This is a genomic window from Microbulbifer guangxiensis, assembly GCF_021729075.1.
In the GTDB taxonomy this organism is placed as follows: Bacteria; Pseudomonadota; Gammaproteobacteria; order Pseudomonadales; family Cellvibrionaceae; genus Microbulbifer; species Microbulbifer guangxiensis.
Genome location: NZ_JAJSAQ010000005.1, coordinates 121,499 through 139,532, shown reverse-complemented (window position 1 = coordinate 139,532; position 18,034 = coordinate 121,499). Strand labels below are relative to the sequence as shown.

Below are 18,034 nucleotides of genomic sequence, written 5' to 3'. Positions count from 1 at the left end.
GTTCACGTGGTTAATGCGTAGATAACGATATTGACCGCGAATTTCGTATTGTCGATCGCAAGCCAGCGTTTATTGCGGTAGTCATAGTCCCACTCACAGCCGAAATCCTTGTTGCTGTAAAGCACCGCGATACGACCATCGATGACAATGGCTTTTAGGTAGTCATGCACCAGGTCGTCCCCCCAGCCATTCAGCTCGAAGCTGGTGACCGGCAGCTCATCGAACTCGAAAAAGCAGTGATAGAGTTCGTGATCGCCAGGTAGTTTCTGCAGACAGTCCTCGCCGAACAGCTCCACCATTTGTGCTTCAAAGGACTTGGCAAACAGGCCGTCGATATCGTGGTTGCAGTCGTCCACGAAGACGAAGCCGCCGCGGTTGACATAATCGCGGAAGTTGCGCGCTTCTGCCGCAGTAAATTCCACCAGCTTGTGCCCGGCCAGGTAGCAGAACGGTGCCAGCAGCATGGCCGGGTCTGCCAGTGGCACGATGCGTTCCCTGGGGTCGACTTTGAGGTTGGTGTATTCGATCAGCGAGTTCAGCACATTGGACGGCATGCGCTGGTCCACATCCCAGTCGCCGGATTCGTACATCAGGCGTGTGAAATAGAAATCGTAATACTCCCCGGATTGCGCACGCGGGATAGCCGGCAGCGCGAGGGCACCGCTGGCGAGCAACACTTGGCTGAAGAAATGTCTGCGGGAGGGGGACACGATTACTGCTCTGTACTCAATGCGTAGATGGACGTGAAGACCCGAGTTGTCATGCCGGCGCAGGCCGGCATCCAGCACTGGGGGTGACTGGATCCCGGCCTGCGCCGGGATGACAGCCTTTTATCAGGTCCGCAGCCAATTAACCGAGCTTGCGCTTGGTGTTGATTACATTAACGCCGTCAAAGCGCGTAGTGGAGCTGCCGTGGGACACAGTGCTTACCTGGCCCGGCTGACCCTTGCCATCAAAGAAGGAGCCACCCAGGCGGTAGTCGCGCTTGTCACAGATCTGTGAACAGGAGTTCCAGAACTCCTGGGTATTGGACTGGTAGGCAACATCCTCCAGCATACCGGTGATCTTGCCATCCTCAATTTCGTAGAACAGCTGGCCACCGAACTGGAAGTTGTAGCGTTGCTGATCGATGGAGAAAGAGCCGGCACCGATAATGTAGATGCCCTTTTCCACATCCTTGATCATCTCGTCCAGGCTCAGCTCGTCTTTACCCGGCAGCAGCGAAACATTAGGCATACGCTGGAATTGCACGCTGGACCAGTCATCGGCATATGAACAGCCGTGGGACTTTTCCTGCCCGAGCATGTGTACCTGGTCGCGGGTGGCCTGATAGTTCACCAGGATGCCATCCTTCACCAGATCCCACTGGCCGGTCTGAACGCCTTCGTCGTCATAGCCGACGGCACCCAGGGAGCCGGGTTGCACTTTGTCGGCAAAGAGGTTGACCTTGTCACTGCCATACTGGAATTTGCCGCTGCGCCACTTGTCCAGGGTGGCGAACGAAGTGCCCGCGTAGTTGGCCTCGTAGCCGAGCACGCGGTCCAGCTCCAGCGGGTGGCCGACCGACTCATGGATGGTGAGCCACAGATGGCTCGGATCCAGCACCAGGTCGTACTTGCCGGGTTTTACCGACTTGGCGGTGAGCTTTTCCTGTGCCTGTTGCGCGGCCAGTTTCGCATCCTCGATCATGTCGTAGGAATCACGATAAAGCACTGTCTGTGACTGCACTTTTTCTTCGGGGCGCCCTTCCAGGTACTCGAAGCCGCGTCCGACTGGCTGGCTCAGGCCGTTACGGGTGCGGAAACCCCCGCTTTTCTTGTCCACCGCCGTGACGGTCATCGGCGCCCACAGGCGGTGTACATCCTGATCGATGTAAGACCCGTCTGTGGAAGCGAAGTACTTCTGCTCGTTAACCAGATAGAGACTGGAATTGATAAAACTGGCACCCGCATCCAGGGCCGACTTGTTGACTTCCATAAGAAGGTCGATCTTTTCCGCCAGGGGTACTTGCATGGCGTTTTTCTGGATCGGGGTTTTCCAGCTCACTTCGCCGAAGCCTTTTTGCTCTGCCAGTTGAACCGGTTCACTCTGGTGCTTCGAGTTGGCCTTGGCGGTGGCCACGGCCTTGCGGGTAGCCTTGGCGATACCGTCGACGGTCATGTCATTGGTGGCACTGAAACCCCAGGTGCCATTGGCAATCACCCGCACGCCCATGCCGATAGACTCGGTATTGACCACATTCTGCAACTGCAGCTCGCGAGTCAGCACGTACTGGTTCAGGTAACGGCCAATACGTACATCGGCGTAGCTTGCCCCGAGTTTGGTGGCGGTGTTCAGAGCGGCATCGGCCAGCTCTTTCTTGACGGAAAGGTCAATGCCGTCGGTGGTCAGCTGGCTCTCGGCAATCAGGTTGCCGGAGAACGGCAGCATCGATATACCGACGCCGGCGCCACTCAACTGGAGAAATTTTCTTCTGTCCATGTCAGGTCCTCATGTTGGCTGGCGCTGTCAAACCGCGTCGGAAAGGCTGCTGAAGGTGAAATCGCGCACTTTCAGTGCCGGCACCATGGCGGAGAAGCCCCACATGCCCACACGCTTGGCCTGGCCCATCTCCTCGATATTGTTGAGCATGATCACCGGGCTCTCGTTGAAGCGGAAGTTCTTCACCGGATACTTGATCTTGCCGTTCTCGATATAGAAAGTACCGTCGCGGGTCAGGCCGGTCAGCAGCAGGGACTGTGGATCCACCATGCGGATATACCAGGTGCGGGTCACCAGAATGCCGCGGCGGGTGTTCTTGATCATTTCCTCGGTGCTCTTGTCACCACCCACCATGATCAGGTTGCCGGGAGTGGGGATCGCCTCTTCCTCATTTTTTTCAGCCCAGTAGCGGCTGCGGGGCATATTGGTGGCCACACCACCCTTTACCCAGTCGATGCGCTGCAGGGCCATGTGGTCTTCCTCGGACCAGGGTGTCGCGGGTACGTTGGCGTCGGCGGGGTCGGAGTAGATATGCACGCGCTTGTCGAACATCTTCTCACCGAGCCGGTTACCGCCGCCTTTCTTGCTCATAAAGCTGCGCCCTTCATCGGCATTGCGGGCGTCATAGCTGGACATCATGTAGCCCAGCAGTCCGGAGACAGCATTGGGTTCCAGGATCACTGTGTACTTACCGGGTTCCAGCGCACGGGCCTCCTGAGACTGCACTGCCTTGTCGATGGCTATACCAGAAGTGGCAGCGGTACTCATATCGGCAAAATCGGTAACATCGCTTTCTGCCCAGCCGGAGCCCAGCCCATTCTCGGTGCGCATGGTGACGGTGAAGTTGGCAGAGGTGGCGACGTGGTAGCCGAACAAGCCCTCGGTGTTGGCGACGGCGGCAAAGGAGCGATCGTCTTCCAGGTAGCCGGCTGCCACCACCTTGTCTTTCTTGGCGGCCATGATGGAATCGGCTGCAGCCTTGGCGCGCTGTTCGGGGGTGATGTTGGCAGTGCCTTTGGCAAAGGCATTGACGGCCATGTATTTCTGCGGACCTAACAGTGGCATGGCTTCCGGATTGTCTGGGGAAAGTTTCGCCAGCTCTTCAGCGCGTCGCATGACCTTTTCCAGGGCCGCATCGCTGAATTCATTGATGGTGGCGACACCGGACTTTTTGCCAAAGCGGGCTTCAACGGCCAGCTCGATGTTGTCAACAATGCCACTGGTGGAAACGCTGTTGCGGGCGTAGCGGATATTACCGGTCTCGGCGCCGCTCAGCTGTGCACTGGCACCATCGGCACGGCTGTACTTCAGCACCTTGTCGAGAATGCCCTTCGCTTCACTTCTGGTCAGGATTGCCATTATTTTTTCTCCGGTTACTTATTTTTTTGACGGGGCAGTTGCCCGAACAGCGTTTTACGAAATATTACGCTTGGTGTTGATCACGTTGATTTGGTCAAAGCGAGTGGTGGCGCAGCCGTGGGAGACTGCACTGACCTGGCTGGGCTGGCCCTTGCCATCGAAGAAGGTGCCCCCCAGGCGGTAATCACTCTCATCACAGATAGCCGAACAGGAATTCCAGAATTCCTGGGTGTTCGACTGGTAGGCGACATCTTCTACCTGGCCGACAATCTCGCCGTTTTTGATTTCGTAAAACAGCTGGCCGCCGAACTGGAAGTTGTAGCGTTGCTGGTCAATGGAGTAGGAGCCGCGGCCAAGGATGTAAATCCCTTTTTCGACATCGCGGATCATGTCGTCGACGGAATATTTTTCCTTGCCCGGCGCCAGGGAGACATTGGGCATGCGCTGGAATTGCACACTGTCCCAGCTGTCTGCATAGGAGCAACCGTGGGATTCGTCCTGGTCGATCATGTGTACCTGATCGCGCGTGGCCTGGTAATTCACCAGGATGCCACCCTTGACCAGATCCCAGCGTTTGGCTTTTACCCCTTCATCGTCATAACCGACGGCACCCAGGGACCCGGGCTGGGTCCGATCGGCAAACAGGTTGACCTTGTCGCTGCCATACTGGAATTTCCCGCTACGCCACTTGTCCAGGGTGGCGAAGGATGTGCCAGCAAAGTTGGCCTCATAGCCCAGTACCCGGTCGAGCTCCAGTGGGTGACCGACGGACTCGTGGATGGTGAGCCGCAGGTGCAGGGGTTCCAGCACCAGGTCGTATTTGCCAGGGTCAATGGATTTCGCGGAGAGCTTGGCCCTGGCCTGATCGGCGGCGAGGATGGCATCCTCGGCCATGTCATAGGAATTCTTGTACAGGGTCGTCTGCCCCTGGATCTTGTCTTCCTCGCGGCCATCCAGGTACTCGTAGCCCATTCCCACCGGAGTGCTCAGGCCGTCTCGGGTCTTGAACACGCCAGTGTCTTTGTCCACCGCGGTGACAGTCATCGGCGCCCAAAGGCGGTGCACGTCCTGATCGATGTAGGAGCCGTCGCTGGAGGCGAAGTACTTCTGCTCGTTGACCAGGTAGAGGGAGGAGTTGATAAAGCTGGCACCCGCCTTGAGAGCGCTGTTATTGACCTCCATCAGGTAGTCCACCTTGTCGCCGATCGGCACCTCAAAGGCATTTTTCTCGATCGGGGTCTGCCAGGACACCTCGCCCACACCCTTGACCGGTGCCAGCTGTACCGGCTCCACCTGGTACTTGGAATTGGCCTTGGCGATGGCTACTGCACGGCGCGCTGCCTGGGCGATGCCGTCGTCAGTCAGGTCGTTGGTGGCGGCGAAGCCCCAGGTCCCGTTGGCGATCACGCGGACACCGGCACCGAAGGACTCGGTATTGACGATGTTGTCAACACGGGTCTCGCGGGTGATGACAAACTGGTTCAGGTAGCGGCCGATACGGACATCGGTATAGGTGGCACCAGCCTTGCGGGCAGTATTCAACACGATATCCGCGAGCACCTTCTTGCGCCGCACATCCATACCATTTTGGGTCAGTTCCGCTGCCGTAACGCGGGCCCCGTACACCGGCAACAGGATACCGCCGGCACCGACACCGGCCAGCCTCAGGAATTCTCGTCTCTGCATGGTCCTCCCCAGCCCGGTACACCGCAGGGCAGTAGTGCCGGGAGTATTGGTTATTGTTCTCTGGCCGCCGGGGCAGAGCCCCAGCCGTGTATCCAACCTACCACAATGGTGGTGGCCGGTCAGCGCATCATGCGGCCGCTGCCGGGGATACAAAATTTTGAGCAACGCTCAGGTTCCTTCCGGGGAGAGCCGCCTGTAAAGCTGTCGTCGTTGAACTGAGGCGAGGATCAGTTGAGTTGAGGTCGGTGGGCGTGGTTGCGTTGACCTGTGCAGTAGGGGGGAAGCTGGGGATACAGGGCTGGTCAATATTGCGCCAGCCGTTCTCAGATTTGCGCGCGTTGCCGGACTTCTTCGAAATCTGTTTCCCGTAGCAGGCGCCCGTTCCGGTATACCGGCTGTAACAGGTTGGTGTGCTGGTTCAGTGCTTCAAGACGGATTGTCTCCAGCTCCCCTGTGTCGCCCCTGATCAGCGCCAGGCGCCCGCGCTTGGACTTTTTCTCGGGCCCGGTCACGGGATCCTTCCACACGTCATGCCATTGTCCATCGATCCGGATAGCGCTGGCCTTCATGGCAAAACTCAGGGTATCCCGGTCGAGCTTCTGCAGCAGTTCCCCACCCATGCCGAAGGTGATGTTCTCGGCACTCATGTTCTGTTCCTTCATTACCTGGAGGATTTCCGGAATCGAAAAACGGGATACACCATCCCCCTGGATCAGGCGGATGTAATCCGGCAATACCCGGTAACCCCTGGCGTTCTGCCGCGCGCCGAAAATCCGCATCAGGCGCTCAAGGCTTTCGGTGACGATCGATACCGGGTCACCGGAATCCGGTCGCACCACCAGGGTGCCGCCGCTATTGATGACCTGGTCTTTCAGGGCGTCACCCCAGATATTCTCGATCGCATGCCAGAGATCGTAACTGTCGCTGACCACGGCCACCATCCGGTCCGGGCCGATGAACTGTCGCAGCATGTTGGCGTAGGCCTGCTGCTCGCGATCCCGGCCCCAGGCGGTCATGGTGCTGTGCTCCGCAGCGGGAATGGAAAAGGCCGGCATATCGGCACCGTAATACCGGCGCGCCGCCACCAGCGCGGAAACCGTGTCAGTGCCGTGGAAGTTCACCAAGTGCGCCATGCCACCGAGCATGGCGGATTCCAGGCTGCTGGCACCGCGGGCGCCGAAGTCGTGCAGCTTGAACTCCAGGCCCTTGCGGCTGCCGGCGGTGTCGTCCAGGTAGCGGGCAATGGTTTTCTTGATCTCGCGGCTCTGGGTGGCCACGGTGACCGGATACCAGATAGCGCGTACCAGCGCAGTCTCGATATAACTGGTGAGCCAGTAACATTCCGGGTCAGTATTCTCCACCTGCAGCATTACATTGTGCAGGGGCACCGGGGTGCCCTCGGCGACGGCACTGATCTCCAGCGGCAGCAAGCCGTCGTGCTTTCGGAGGATATGCTCCCAGCCACGACGATGGAACGGCAGGCCGTGCGCGGTAAGGACTGATTCCGCCTCGTCGATGTCGCCGGCGTGAATCGGCGTCAGCAGATATTCCTTGATAAAAGCCTGCAGGCCGAAGAACACCGGCTCGGCAAAGTCCCCACCGCGGCATTCGATATAGCTGCTGATGGTTTCCGCGCCGGGCGGATACTGGAGGTAGTGACTCGCCTTGTAGCTGTCGACGTTGAGGATCAGGTTGTGCAGGCTCATGCAGCAAGCTTAGGCGGCCATGCTGGCAAAGCCGCTTCATTTGTATCCGGGCTTGATGTCTGCGGCAGAGGCCATACTCTCAACCCGAGGCAGATGGTTTTGTCGGAGCAGAGCCCCCTTATGGAATACAAGGATTACTATCAGATCCTCGGCCTGCAGCGGGATGCCAAGCAGGATGAGATCAAGCGCGCCTACCGCAAGCTGGCGCGCAAGTACCATCCCGATGTGAGCAAGGAGGAGGGCGCCGAGGATCGCTTCAAGGAAGTCAGTGAAGCTTACGAGGTGCTTAAGGACCCGGAAAAGCGCGCGGCCTACGACCAGCTGGGCAGTGGCTACCGGGCCGGTCAGGATTTCCGCCCGCCCCCCAACTGGGACCAGGGCTTCGAGTTTCACGGCGGTGGTTACACCGAGGCGGATCCGGAGGCGTTCAGCGATTTCTTCGAGAGCCTGTTCGGGCGCGCCGGCTTCGCCCACGGCTTTGGCGGTGGACAGCGGCGGCAGTATCACGCCCAGGGGGAGAACACACACGCCAGGATCGCCATCGACCTGGAAGACAGTTACCGCGGTGCGACCCGCCAGATTACCCTGAAGTATTCCGAGCTCGGTGAGGACGGCCGTCCCCGGGTGCGGGAGCGCAAACTGAATGTGAAAATCCCGAAAGGTGTCACCGAGGGGCAGCAGATCCGCTTGGCGGGGCAGGGCCAGCCGGGTATCGGCGAGGGCAAGCCCGGCGATCTCTATCTCGAGATTACCTTCAACCCGCATCCGCTCTATGAAGTGGACGGCAAGACCGTTTACCTGACCCTGCCGGTGGCCCCCTGGGAGGCCGCCCTTGGCGCCAGAATCCAGGTGCCTACACCGGAGGGGCAGGTGCACCTCACGATTCCGGCAAACAGCCAAAGCGGGGGTAAGTTGCGCTTGCGGGGGCGCGGGATTCCCGCGCGGGAACCGGGCGATCTTTTTGTCGTGCTGAAACTGGTTGCGCCGCCGGCATCCACCGAGGCAGAGAAGGCTGCCTACCAGGCCTTCAGAGAGGCCTTTGACTTCAATCCCCGCAGCGGACTGGGAGGCTGACCATGGTACGCAAGCACGCAGCAGAGGTGAGTGGAACGCTGCTCGACGAGGAGCGCCTCCTGACCCTGAGTGAACTCTGTCGCGCCTGTCAGCTCCCGGCGGAGGAGATCATGGCGCTGGTAGAGGAGGGTGTGATCGAGCCGGCGCAGGAGCAACCGGCCCAGTGGCACTTCAGCGCCGTGTGCATCCGCCGCGTGCGTCGGGTGAGAACGCTGAAGCGGGATCTGGGCGTCAACCTTGCCGGTGCAGCCCTGGCAGTGGAACTGCTGGAGGAAATCGAGCGGCTGCGCGCTCGCCTGCAGCGCCTGGAGCGGGAGCGCTGACTGCCGGTACGCGCGCGTCAGCCGGCAGAGGCGCCGGTGATCTGGTGGATCAGGTAACCGGTGTAGGCCAGGTAGGCGCCGAGTAATATGGCGCCCTCGAACCGGTTGATGCGTCCCTGCCGACCGCGGAACCCGTAGGCAAACACGAACAGTGCCACGGTCAGGCCGACCACCATGGGCCAGTCCCGGGTAATCACTTCCGCCGGCACGTCCGACATGGGCGCAATGGCACCGGCGATGCCCACTACCGCCAGCAGGTTGAACATATTCGAGCCGACCACGTTGCCGATGGCAATGTCGTGCTCTCCTTTGCGGGCGGCGATGATGGTCGCCGCCAGCTCGGGCAGTGAAGTGCCCAGGGCGACGATGGTCAGGCCGATGATCAGGTCGCTGACCCCGAGGGCCTCGGCCACATTCACCGCTCCCCATACCAGTAAACGCGAGCTCACCAGCAGTAGTGCGAGCCCGGCGACCAGCCAGAACAATGCGCGCCCCAGTGGCATCGCATGCGCCTCGAGCTCACTCTCGATTTCAGCTTCCGCTACATCCCCCTTGCCGCGCAGCGCGGAGATGATGGTCCACACAATCAGGCCGAAGAATCCTGCCAGCAATACCAGTGACTCCCAGCGGGCGAGTTCGTGGTTCCAGAGGAAGGCACCGGTCAGGCAGCTGATGGCGAGCAGCAGTGGCAGTTCCTTGCGCACGATCTTCGAATGCACCGCCAGGGGAACGAATACCGCCGTCAGGCCGAGAATCAGGCCGGTGTTGGCAATATTGGAACCGTAGGCGTTGCCGATGGCCAGCCCGGGGCTGCCGTCCAGGGCCGCCATGGCGGAAACCACCATCTCCGGTGCCGAAGTGCCAAAACCGACGATCACCATACCGATCAGCAGTGGCGGCATGCCGGCGTGATTGGCAGTGGCGGCGGCGCCCTCGACGAAGCGGTCGGCACTCCAGACCAGCAATGCAAAGCCGACGATGATGGCAGCGAGGGATAACAGCATGGGATGTCCTTGGTTGTTCAGGTGCGTGATGGTGCCAGTGCAGGACCATCCGCCGTGCTCCGGAAGTCTAGCCTGCGGCCGCTGGTGGCCGGTACTGCCGAGGGGGGATTGTACTGATTGACCACAAATGGAAAAGCGTTCGCGAGGGAGAAATGACGGAATACGGAATCGCCGGTCGCTGTTCTACAGTTTCAGCAAACCACAAACGCTCCAGGGAGTCGCCATGAACAAGAAGTTGTTGCTCGGTGCATTGATCGGCGCCGGAATGTCGATGCTGAACAAGAAAAAGCGTCAGCAGGCCAATCCGCAGCCGGATGTGCCGCCACCGGATTTCTCCCGCGTACCGCCTCCCACGCAGCGCGGTGTGCAGCCGGACAGCGCCAGCCTGGATGACATTTTTGGCAAGCTCGGGCCCGCAGGTAGCGCCGCAGGTGGTACCGCGGCACCTGGCGCAGGTGGCATGACCGGGTCGATTCCAGGCGGTGCCGCAGCTGCTGGCGGGATTGGTGTCTTTGCCGAAATCGCCCGGCGCATCTTCGAGCAGATGCAACAGCAATCCGGCGGTGCTGCACCCGGTGGCGCCAAGCCCGGTGGTCAGCCCGGGGGGGTACTGGCGGATATCCTCGGGCAGATCTTTGCCCGCAATGGCGGCAAGTTCGGCCAGTCCGCTGGAGCCGGGGGTCAGGGTGGCGGCCAGCCCCAATCCCCGGGACAGTGGGGTGCAGGCCTGTTCCAGTTTACCGAGCCGGATGCTCGCGGCGAGGAGCAGGCGGATTTGATGCTACAGGCAATGATCGCAGCGGCGCAGGCCGACGGTCGCATCGACGAGCAGGAGCAACAGAACATTGTCGCCTCCCTGCAGGATCAGCTGGATCCATCAGACCTGGACGAGCTGCGTGAACTGCTGACCCGCCCGGTGGATATCGAGTCGATGGTCAGCAAAGTGCAGGATCCCGCCACCGCATTCAATCTCTACCTCGTCTCTGCCATGACCATCAATGAGGACAATGCAGCTGAGAGCCGCTACATGAACTCACTTGCGGAAAAGCTCGGAATTTCCGAACAAGCTGCCGAAGTCATCGAGCGGCAGATCCCCCGCTGAATAATTGTCCGGCATTTCATTCAGCTGACCGGAAGAACTGCGGCCAGTGCCTATAATTTTTTGCGCTGTGGTAGGCGTGAGAACTGCGGCACCGGTCGGGTTCCAATTCCCGGAGTGCAATGCTCCGGAGTGGCACCGGTTTGCTTGCGGGCTGTTTCACTAGTGCTAAACCGGGCATTGCACCCGGGATAATGCCTGCCCTGCACGATAAGACAGATTTTTTTCTAATTAGATAACCTCGCGGAAGTTTCATGGAAGAGTCATCGCGCATCAAGACGTTACTGCGTCACCTCAAGCACTGGTGGGTGGTAAAAACCGCGCCACGCGAAAACCGGGTTTACACACAGTTCTATCGTTTTCCCAATCAGTACCGGGCACTGGTGGAGAAGATCGTGCCACGCATCCGCGCCCGCCGGGACGGGCCCTTGCAGGTATTGGTGTTCGGTTGCTGCAGTGGTGCAGAACCTATCTCGCTCGCCTCTGTGCTGAAAAAAAACTTTCCGGACATGGAATTTGAAATCCGTGCCTACGACATCGTGCCCGAAGTGATCGAGCGGGCCCAGAGCCCACTCTATTCCCGCGAGGAGGTGTACCAGGGGCCATTCGTCACGGAGACCTTCGTCGCCGAAACCTTCGACCAGACGGAAGAGGGCTACCGGGTCAAACCATCCCTGATGTCCCATATGACCTTTGCGGTCGGGGATATGCTCGACAGGGCCTTTATCGAAAGCCTCGGGAAGGTGGACCTGGTATTCGCCCAGAATGTGCTTTTCCACCTCCCGCCCGCCAGTGCCCGCCGCGCTTTTGCCAACCTCAACCTGGCCCTGCGCCCGGGATCCGCACTGTTCATCAACGGTATGGACGTCGACATGCGGGTCAAGCTCACCAAGAAATTCTACCTCGATCCGCTGGAGTACCTGATCGAGGAAATCCACAACGATGCGCGGGTGGACCGCGGTAACGGATGGGCTGCGGCGTACTGGGGGAGAAAACCGTTCAGCAACCGCTCCAGGGAGTGGATCCGGGAACACTGCACGATTTACAGCAAGGCAAGAGTATGAATATCGTCGAGCACCTCTCCGCGAATTTTTCCCGTTTTACGCTGGGGGAAACGGAGCAATCGATTGCGGATCGCTTTGAGAAGATCGCCCTTCTCTATGGCGGCCGACTGGCAATGACCGATGCCAACTCATCCATCACTTACGGGGCACTGAACCAGCTCGCCAACCGCATGGCGAGGAATATCCTCACGGTAATACCGGCCGAGGAGCCTGCGCGTATTGCCGTGTTCATGGAGAAGGGTATCCAGAACATTGCCGCCATCCTTGCGGTATTGAAGTGCGGACATGCCTATGTCCCCATCGATCCGGAATTTCCTGCCGAACGAAACCAGCATATCTACCGCGAGTCCGGTGCTGTGCTGCTGGTCACCAACAGCCAGCACCGGGAGGCAGCGACCAGCCTGGCAGGTGACAACCCGCGCATCCTGGACCTGGACGGCATACCAGAGAGCACCAGCGGTGAAAACCTGGAGTTCGATATTTCCCCCGACGCGCTGGCCTACATCATTTACACCTCGGGTTCGACCGGTCGTCCCAAGGGGGTGGTGCAGAACCAGCGCAATGTACTGCATGGTTGCATGCGTCGCACGAACCTGCAGCGGGTGATTCCTCAGGATCGCATGACCCTGTTTTATTCCTGCAGTGTGATTGCCTCCGTGTACTGCATCTTTGGAGCGCTGCTGAACGGGGCCTCGCTGTTCCCCTACGATTTCCGGTCCGATGGGGTCGAAAAGCTCGCTGGCTGGCTCCGGTCGCGCCGCATCACCATCTACCACTCGGTGGCATCGGTTTTCCGTGAATTCGCCCGGGCATACAGCGGTCCCGCTGACGTGTTCGATATCCGCCTGGTGATCTTTGGTGGTGAGCGGGTACTGACCAGCGATGTGGAACTGGCCAGGAAAGTCTTCTCGCGAAAAATTGCTTTTTATACTGGTCTCGGCTCCACTGAGACCGGCACCATGCGCTATTTCCCCATTGACGAACACACCGAGATCGAAGAGGAGGTGGTACCCATTGGCTATCCCGTCGAGGGCGTGGACGTTTTGCTGCTCGACGAAGAAGGCCTGGAAGTACCGGTGGGGGAAGTAGGAGAGATCGCCGTGCGCAGTCGCTATGTGGCGCTGGGTTACTGGAAAAACCCGGAGGCCACGGAAAAATCCTTCAGTCGTGATCCGGACGATCCGGAAGTCCGCATCTACCGCACCGGTGATCTCGGCCAGATGGAAGAGGATGGCTTGCTGCGCCACCGCGGTCGCAAGGATTTCCAGGTGAAAATCCGCGGCTTCCGTGTTGAAGTGAGCGAGGTTGAGGCACACCTGATCGATCACCCGGCCATTGACGAGGCAGTGGTGGTAGCCCGTGAAATCGGCGGCGAGACTCAGCTGGTGGCCTATATCGTGCCGGCAGAAGGTGAACTGGTGACGGTGCAGGCCCTGCGCAATTATCTTGCCGACCGGCTCACCTACTACATGATCCCCACGGTGGTCGTCAGCCTCGACGAACTGCCGAAGACGCCCAACAACAAAGTGGATCGCAATGCCCTGCCGGCCCCGGCCGAGGGAAATATTCTTACCACTGAAACGCGCGAGCCACCGCAGGGGCCGATTGAAACCAGATTGGTCGCCTTCTGTCAGGAGGTCCTCGACCGCGACGAAATCGGCATTAACCAGAATTTCTTCGATCTGGGAGGGCACTCCCTGCGCGCCATGCAGCTGCTGGCCCGTATTCGCGAACATTTCTCCGCGGATCTCTCCGTGCGGGCGATTTTTGAAGCGCGGGATCTCAAGGAGCTGGCGGCTGCCATCGAAGCGGCACCGACACTGGAAGAAGAGGACGCCCTCCCCCAGCTCAGTCATGTCGCGGAAGACGTCCGCCTGCCGCTGTCATCGGCGCAGATGAGAATGTGGCTGGCCGACCAGCTCTACGGTGGCGGTGCCGCCTACAACATCTCCAACACGGTGTACCTGGAGGGGGAGCTGAACCTGGCGGCCCTGGAGCAGGCAATCGGCCAGGCGGTCGGGCGCCATGCGATCCTGCGCAGCCGTTTCCCCAGTGACGACGAGGGGCCGCGTCAGGAAATCCTGCCCGCCGCGGAGTACCGGCTGAATGTGATCGACCTGCGCGCGCTGGCAAAAACCGAGCGTGCCAAGCGGGCCATGCAGATCTGCCGCGGCCTGCTGGAAGAGCGCCAGGACCTCGCCAGTGGACCCCTGTTCCGCAGTACCCTGGTACGTGTCGGGGACCGGGCAGCGGTGTTGGCGCTGGTCTTCAACCACATCATTTACGATAACATCTGGTCGTCCGCGATCTTTTTCCACGAGCTGGCGAAAAGCTATGCGGCATTCAGCGAAGGGCGCGCACTGACCATGCCGCCGCTGGACTTCCAGTTCGCCGATTACGCCCAGTGGGAGCAGCACCTGGCTCAAAGCCCGCAGGTAGAGCAGCAGCTGGCATTCTGGCGCGACCAGCTGTCCGGCGCGCCGGAAACCCTCGACCTGCCGGCTGACCACCCACCCACTGACAAGCCGGATTTTAGCGGCGGACTGGTGCGCTTCAAGGTGCCAGTTGCCCTGTGGGCGGCGGCAAAAACACTGGCAAAACAGGAGTCGGTGACCGGTTTCATGGTCTTGCTGGCGGTCTGGCAATTGCTGCTACACCGCTACTCCGGCCAGGACGATATCCTCGTCGGTACCCCAACCGGGCGCCGCCCGTTGACCCAGACCGAGGGCATGATCGGGCTGTTCATCAACACCCTGGTGTTACGCACCGACTTTGCCGATACCCCGAGCTTCCGCGACCTGCTGTCACGTGTGCGTGGAACCACCATTGATGCTTTCTCCAATGACCAGGTGCCCTTCGAACGGGTGGTGGCCGACCTGAACCCGGATCGTCGCGGCGGGACAGCGCCACTGTTCCAGCACCTGTTCATTCACCGGCAGATGGATGGGGACCCCTGGTCGATCCCCGGGCTGAGGGTCAAGCCTCTGGAGATTCATAGCGGCGGATCCAAATTCGACCTGACGCTGTCTGTGTTGGAAAAATCCGATGAAGTGGCGTGCAGCATTGAATACCGCCGGGCCCGGTTCGAGCGGGACACCATCGAGCGGATGTCACAGCACTTCATCCGCCTGCTCGAGGGGGCGGTCGGGATGCCCGACCAACCCGTGGCCGAGCTGCCGCTGATTGGCATCACCGAACGTGGCCGGTTGCGCGAACAGGCGCAACGGACCGCTCGCACGCTGCCGGTGCAGGAAACCACTGCGCAGCTGTTCGAGCGCATGGCGACCCACCAGCCGGAAGACATCGCCGTGATCGCCGGTGCGGAGCAGCTCACCTACAGCGCGCTCAACCGGTTGGCCAATACCCTGGCGCGCGACCTGATCGACCAGGGGCTGAACCCCGGGGAGCTGGTGGCGGTCTGTATCGATCGGGATATCGCCATGGTCACCGCTCTGCTGGCGGTGTGGAAAGCCGGTGGCGCCTATGTGCCACTGGATCCACATTTCCCACCGGAGCGCCTGGACTACATGCTGGAGGATTCCGGTGCAGGGTTCCTGATTACCTCGCAGGAGCTGAAAGAGCGCTTCGCAGATTTCAGCGGTGAAATACTGCTGCCGCCCGAGCCGGATGAAATCCTCGCCCGGGATCGTTGCCGCAACCTGCAGCCGCTGGCGAGCGGGGATGACCTGGCTTATGTCATCTATACCTCGGGTTCCACCGGCCGGCCGAAAGGCGTGGAGATCACCCATCGCAGTCTGGTCAATTTCCTTTGCGCCATGCAGCAGGAACCGGGCTTTACCGCCGAGGACCGCCTGCTGGCAGTGACAACCCTGTGCTTCGACATCGCCATGCTGGAGATTTTTGTGCCACTGGTGAGTGGTGGCAGTGTGGTCGTTCAGGACCGGCGCGGCTGTATGGATCCGCAGAGAATCCGCGACGCGATTGAAAAACACAATGTCACCGTCATGCAGGCCACTCCGGCCACCTGGCGGATGCTGCTCGACTTCGGCTGGCAGGGCCAGCCGGGTGTACGGGTATTCTGCGGCGGTGAGGCGATGGGTGAGGATCTCGCAACACGACTGCTGGAACACGGTCTTGAAGTCTGGAATCTGTACGGTCCAACGGAAACCACCATCTGGTCGGCGGCCGGGCGCATACGGGCCCCGGAAGATGCGCGCTTCGTCGGTGCGCCGATAGCCAACACGCGCTTTTATGTCACCAATGCCGCTGGCGTACCGCAGCCTGCTGGAGTGCCGGGAGAGCTGTGTATTGGCGGCGCCGGCCTGGCGCGGGGTTATCGCAACCGGGAGCAGCTCACTGCCGAAAAATTCTTTGCCAGTAACCAGGACCCGGATGGTCGCCTCTATCGCACTGGCGACCTGGTGGCAGAGCGGGCGGATGGGCGGCTGGAGTTCCTCGGCCGCATTGACCACCAGGTGAAGATCCGCGGCTTCCGGGTCGAGCTCGGTGAGATCGAGAAGGCGCTCGCCGGTGATGATATCCGCCGCGCTGTGGTGATCGCCCATCGGGATGATTACGGCAGCCAGTACCTGGCCGCCTACCTGATCCCGGCGGCGAATCAGGCCGTGGACATTCCCGCATTGCGGGCGCGGCTGCGGAAGACGCTACCGGAATATATGGTGCCGGCCTATTTCGTTACCCTTGATGCCTTCCCGATGACGGCCAACGGCAAAGTGGATCGCAAGGCTTTTCCCGCACCGACCGGCGACGAATCGGCAGCACAGGCAGGAGCTGCGACGACGACCCCGACGGCAACAAGCCCAGAAGAACCGGCTTGCGAATCGGTCGAGAGCCGCCGGGAACAACCAGTTGCAGAACCAGAGAAAAAAGTGACGAAAGCCAGGCCCAAAATACCCGTGGCGGTGAAAACGCCGCTGACAGACACGGCGGCAATCACAGAAACACCGCCCGTGGTCCGGGCACCGGAACCGGAACAGGCAGTGACGAGAGAGGAACAACCGGCTCGGTCACAAGGGTCCGCACAGGAGCAGCAGGATGCTCCCCTGCAGGCTGCAGACAGCGCAGCCGAGTCGGAGGCGGAGCTTCCCAGCAGCCGCGCTCCCGCCGATATCGAGCAGGTCGTGCGCGGCGTATTCCGCGATGTGCTGAAAACCGCGGTGGAATCAGATGAAGCCAGTTTCTTTGATCTCGGTGGCCACTCGCTGGCGGCCATCCATGCCATCGCGCGGCTCAACCAAAACCTCGGTCTGAGCCTGCCACCGACCTTACTGTTTGATTTTGCCAGTATCCGACAGCTGAGCGGTGCCATTGCTGCGTTCCGTGATGGAGAGTCCGAACAGCAGGTCATGGAACGGGCCGCCCTGGATGAAAAAGCCAGTCGACAGGTGGACGCGATTCTGGACGCAGTGCGTGAGAAGAAAGAAGCGGTCGACCTGCCGGACTTTCCCCACGGCATGAAAATGCGAGAGTCCGCGTTCGCGAAGAAATGGCTCGCCCCCCTGTATGGTATTCGCCGTGGCTGGTTCCGCAGCCTGCTGCAGCGTCTGATCCTGAAACTGGAGGGTGGCTCGACGTTCAGCGTCACCATGCGCAAGCTCTTCCGCAAACACCATGATATTCACGTGGCGGATTTCTCCAGTGTGCCATTCGATTCGGTGCGGCTGAAAAACAGCACCCGGATCGGTAAGTACTGCACCATTTACCGCACGGTGAATTTCCAGAATGCGGACCACCCGCGCAATACACTCTCGACCCACGGCCTGTTCTATTTCAAGGGACTTGGCTTCAGTACCGGCTACGAGTTGGACCGGGTGACCATCGAAGTGGGAAATGACGTGTGGATAGGTGATGGTGCCAAGATCCTGTATCCCACACGCAAGATCGGCAACGGTGCGGTCATCGCCGCCGGTGCCGTGGTGGTGGAGGACGTGCCGCCCTATGCGATTGTTGCCGGCTACCCGGCGCAGGTGGTGCGCTATCGTTTCTCACGGGAAACCATCGCCAAGCTGGAATCGCTGCAATGGTGGGAGATGTCCGACCGCAATCTGTTCCATGCCCGCGGGGAGTTCACGCGTCCTTTGGAGGGAGACCGGGTACACTGAAGAAAATACCGGCGCCCCCTGAGGGCGCCGGTATCGTATTTTCACTGCCTGGGCTGTGGCTTCAATGCCGTGAAGTGTCGCTGGTTGGCTCCGCAAGCCCTGAGCTTCTCTTCCCTCTGCCAGGGCAATATTCTCTCAGGCCAACGTTCATGCGG

11 protein-coding genes are annotated in these 18,034 nt (G+C 60.3%); 5 read left to right on the top strand and 6 right to left on the bottom strand.

What is annotated here, in order from left to right; all coding sequences use genetic code 11:
* Positions 1-2: 2 nt before the first annotated feature.
* The 5 genes from LVD12_RS12505 to LVD12_RS12485 all read right to left on the bottom strand — a co-directional run bounded on the left by LVD12_RS12505 (position 3) and on the right by LVD12_RS12485 (position 7,232).
* Positions 3-710, bottom strand: coding sequence for a DUF4159 domain-containing protein (locus tag LVD12_RS12505; RefSeq protein WP_237068062.1), 708 nt, complete (start codon positions 708-710; stop codon positions 3-5).
* Positions 711-849: 139 nt separating this feature from the next.
* The gene (locus tag LVD12_RS12500) at positions 850-2,481 is read right to left on the bottom strand and encodes a TldD/PmbA family protein (protein WP_237068061.1); all 1,632 of its coding nucleotides are present in this window, start codon (positions 2,479-2,481) and stop codon (positions 850-852) included.
* A gap of 27 nt (positions 2,482-2,508) precedes the next feature.
* Positions 2,509-3,840, bottom strand: a complete 1,332-nt coding sequence (locus LVD12_RS12495; protein WP_237068060.1) for a TldD/PmbA family protein — start codon at positions 3,838-3,840, stop codon at positions 2,509-2,511.
* A gap of 54 nt (positions 3,841-3,894) precedes the next feature.
* The gene (locus tag LVD12_RS12490; protein ID WP_237068059.1) at positions 3,895-5,526 is read right to left on the bottom strand and encodes a TldD/PmbA family protein; all 1,632 of its coding nucleotides are present in this window, start codon (positions 5,524-5,526) and stop codon (positions 3,895-3,897) included.
* 323 nt (positions 5,527-5,849) lie between these two features.
* Positions 5,850-7,232: a nicotinate phosphoribosyltransferase gene (locus tag LVD12_RS12485; RefSeq protein ID WP_237068058.1), complete on the bottom strand. Its 1,383-nt coding sequence runs from the start codon at positions 7,230-7,232 to the stop codon at positions 5,850-5,852.
* 120 nt (positions 7,233-7,352) lie between these two features.
* Here LVD12_RS12485 and LVD12_RS12480 point away from each other — a divergent pair, with 120 nt between their 5' ends.
* Together LVD12_RS12480 and LVD12_RS12475 are read left to right on the top strand one after the other, a co-directional pair.
* The gene (locus LVD12_RS12480) at positions 7,353-8,306 is read left to right on the top strand and encodes a DnaJ C-terminal domain-containing protein (protein ID WP_237068057.1); all 954 of its coding nucleotides are present in this window, start codon (positions 7,353-7,355) and stop codon (positions 8,304-8,306) included.
* A 2-nt stretch (positions 8,307-8,308) separates the two neighbouring features.
* Complete coding sequence (locus LVD12_RS12475; RefSeq protein WP_237068056.1) at positions 8,309-8,629, top strand: chaperone modulator CbpM; 321 nt, start codon at positions 8,309-8,311, stop codon at positions 8,627-8,629.
* A 17-nt stretch (positions 8,630-8,646) separates the two neighbouring features.
* Here LVD12_RS12475 and LVD12_RS12470 read toward each other — a convergent pair whose 3' ends face one another.
* The gene (locus LVD12_RS12470) at positions 8,647-9,633 is read right to left on the bottom strand and encodes a calcium/sodium antiporter (protein WP_237068055.1); all 987 of its coding nucleotides are present in this window, start codon (positions 9,631-9,633) and stop codon (positions 8,647-8,649) included.
* Positions 9,634-9,856: 223 nt separating this feature from the next.
* Here LVD12_RS12470 and LVD12_RS12465 point away from each other — a divergent pair, with 223 nt between their 5' ends.
* The 3 genes from LVD12_RS12465 (at position 9,857) to LVD12_RS12455 (ending at position 17,879) form a co-directional block, all read left to right on the top strand.
* Positions 9,857-10,735: a DUF533 domain-containing protein gene (locus tag LVD12_RS12465; protein WP_237068054.1), complete on the top strand. Its 879-nt coding sequence runs from the start codon at positions 9,857-9,859 to the stop codon at positions 10,733-10,735.
* A 251-nt stretch (positions 10,736-10,986) separates the two neighbouring features.
* Positions 10,987-11,796: a CheR family methyltransferase gene (locus tag LVD12_RS12460; RefSeq protein WP_237068053.1), complete on the top strand. Its 810-nt coding sequence runs from the start codon at positions 10,987-10,989 to the stop codon at positions 11,794-11,796.
* Positions 11,793-17,879: a non-ribosomal peptide synthetase gene (locus LVD12_RS12455; RefSeq protein WP_237068052.1), complete on the top strand. Its 6,087-nt coding sequence runs from the start codon at positions 11,793-11,795 to the stop codon at positions 17,877-17,879. The genes LVD12_RS12460 and LVD12_RS12455 overlap by 4 nt, the downstream gene beginning before the upstream one ends.
* Positions 17,880-18,034 lie beyond the last annotated feature (155 nt).

What these genes read in the sequence shown, in the direction of transcription:
- LVD12_RS12490 (WP_237068059.1), bottom strand. Translation starts at nt 5,526, where the DNA reads ATGCAGAGACGAGAATTCCTGAGGCTGGCCGGTGTCGGTGCCGGCGGT.
- LVD12_RS12460 (WP_237068053.1), top strand. Translation starts at nt 10,987, where the DNA reads ATGGAAGAGTCATCGCGCATCAAGACGTTACTGCGTCACCTCAAGCAC.
- LVD12_RS12475 (WP_237068056.1), top strand. Translation starts at nt 8,309, where the DNA reads ATGGTACGCAAGCACGCAGCAGAGGTGAGTGGAACGCTGCTCGACGAG.
- LVD12_RS12495 (WP_237068060.1), bottom strand. Translation starts at nt 3,840, where the DNA reads ATGGCAATCCTGACCAGAAGTGAAGCGAAGGGCATTCTCGACAAGGTG.
- LVD12_RS12485 (WP_237068058.1), bottom strand. Translation starts at nt 7,232, where the DNA reads ATGAGCCTGCACAACCTGATCCTCAACGTCGACAGCTACAAGGCGAGT.
- LVD12_RS12470 (WP_237068055.1), bottom strand. Translation starts at nt 9,633, where the DNA reads ATGCTGTTATCCCTCGCTGCCATCATCGTCGGCTTTGCATTGCTGGTC.
- LVD12_RS12455 (WP_237068052.1), top strand. Translation starts at nt 11,793, where the DNA reads ATGAATATCGTCGAGCACCTCTCCGCGAATTTTTCCCGTTTTACGCTG.
- LVD12_RS12500 (WP_237068061.1), bottom strand. Translation starts at nt 2,481, where the DNA reads ATGGACAGAAGAAAATTTCTCCAGTTGAGTGGCGCCGGCGTCGGTATA.
- LVD12_RS12465 (WP_237068054.1), top strand. Translation starts at nt 9,857, where the DNA reads ATGAACAAGAAGTTGTTGCTCGGTGCATTGATCGGCGCCGGAATGTCG.
- LVD12_RS12480 (WP_237068057.1), top strand. Translation starts at nt 7,353, where the DNA reads ATGGAATACAAGGATTACTATCAGATCCTCGGCCTGCAGCGGGATGCC.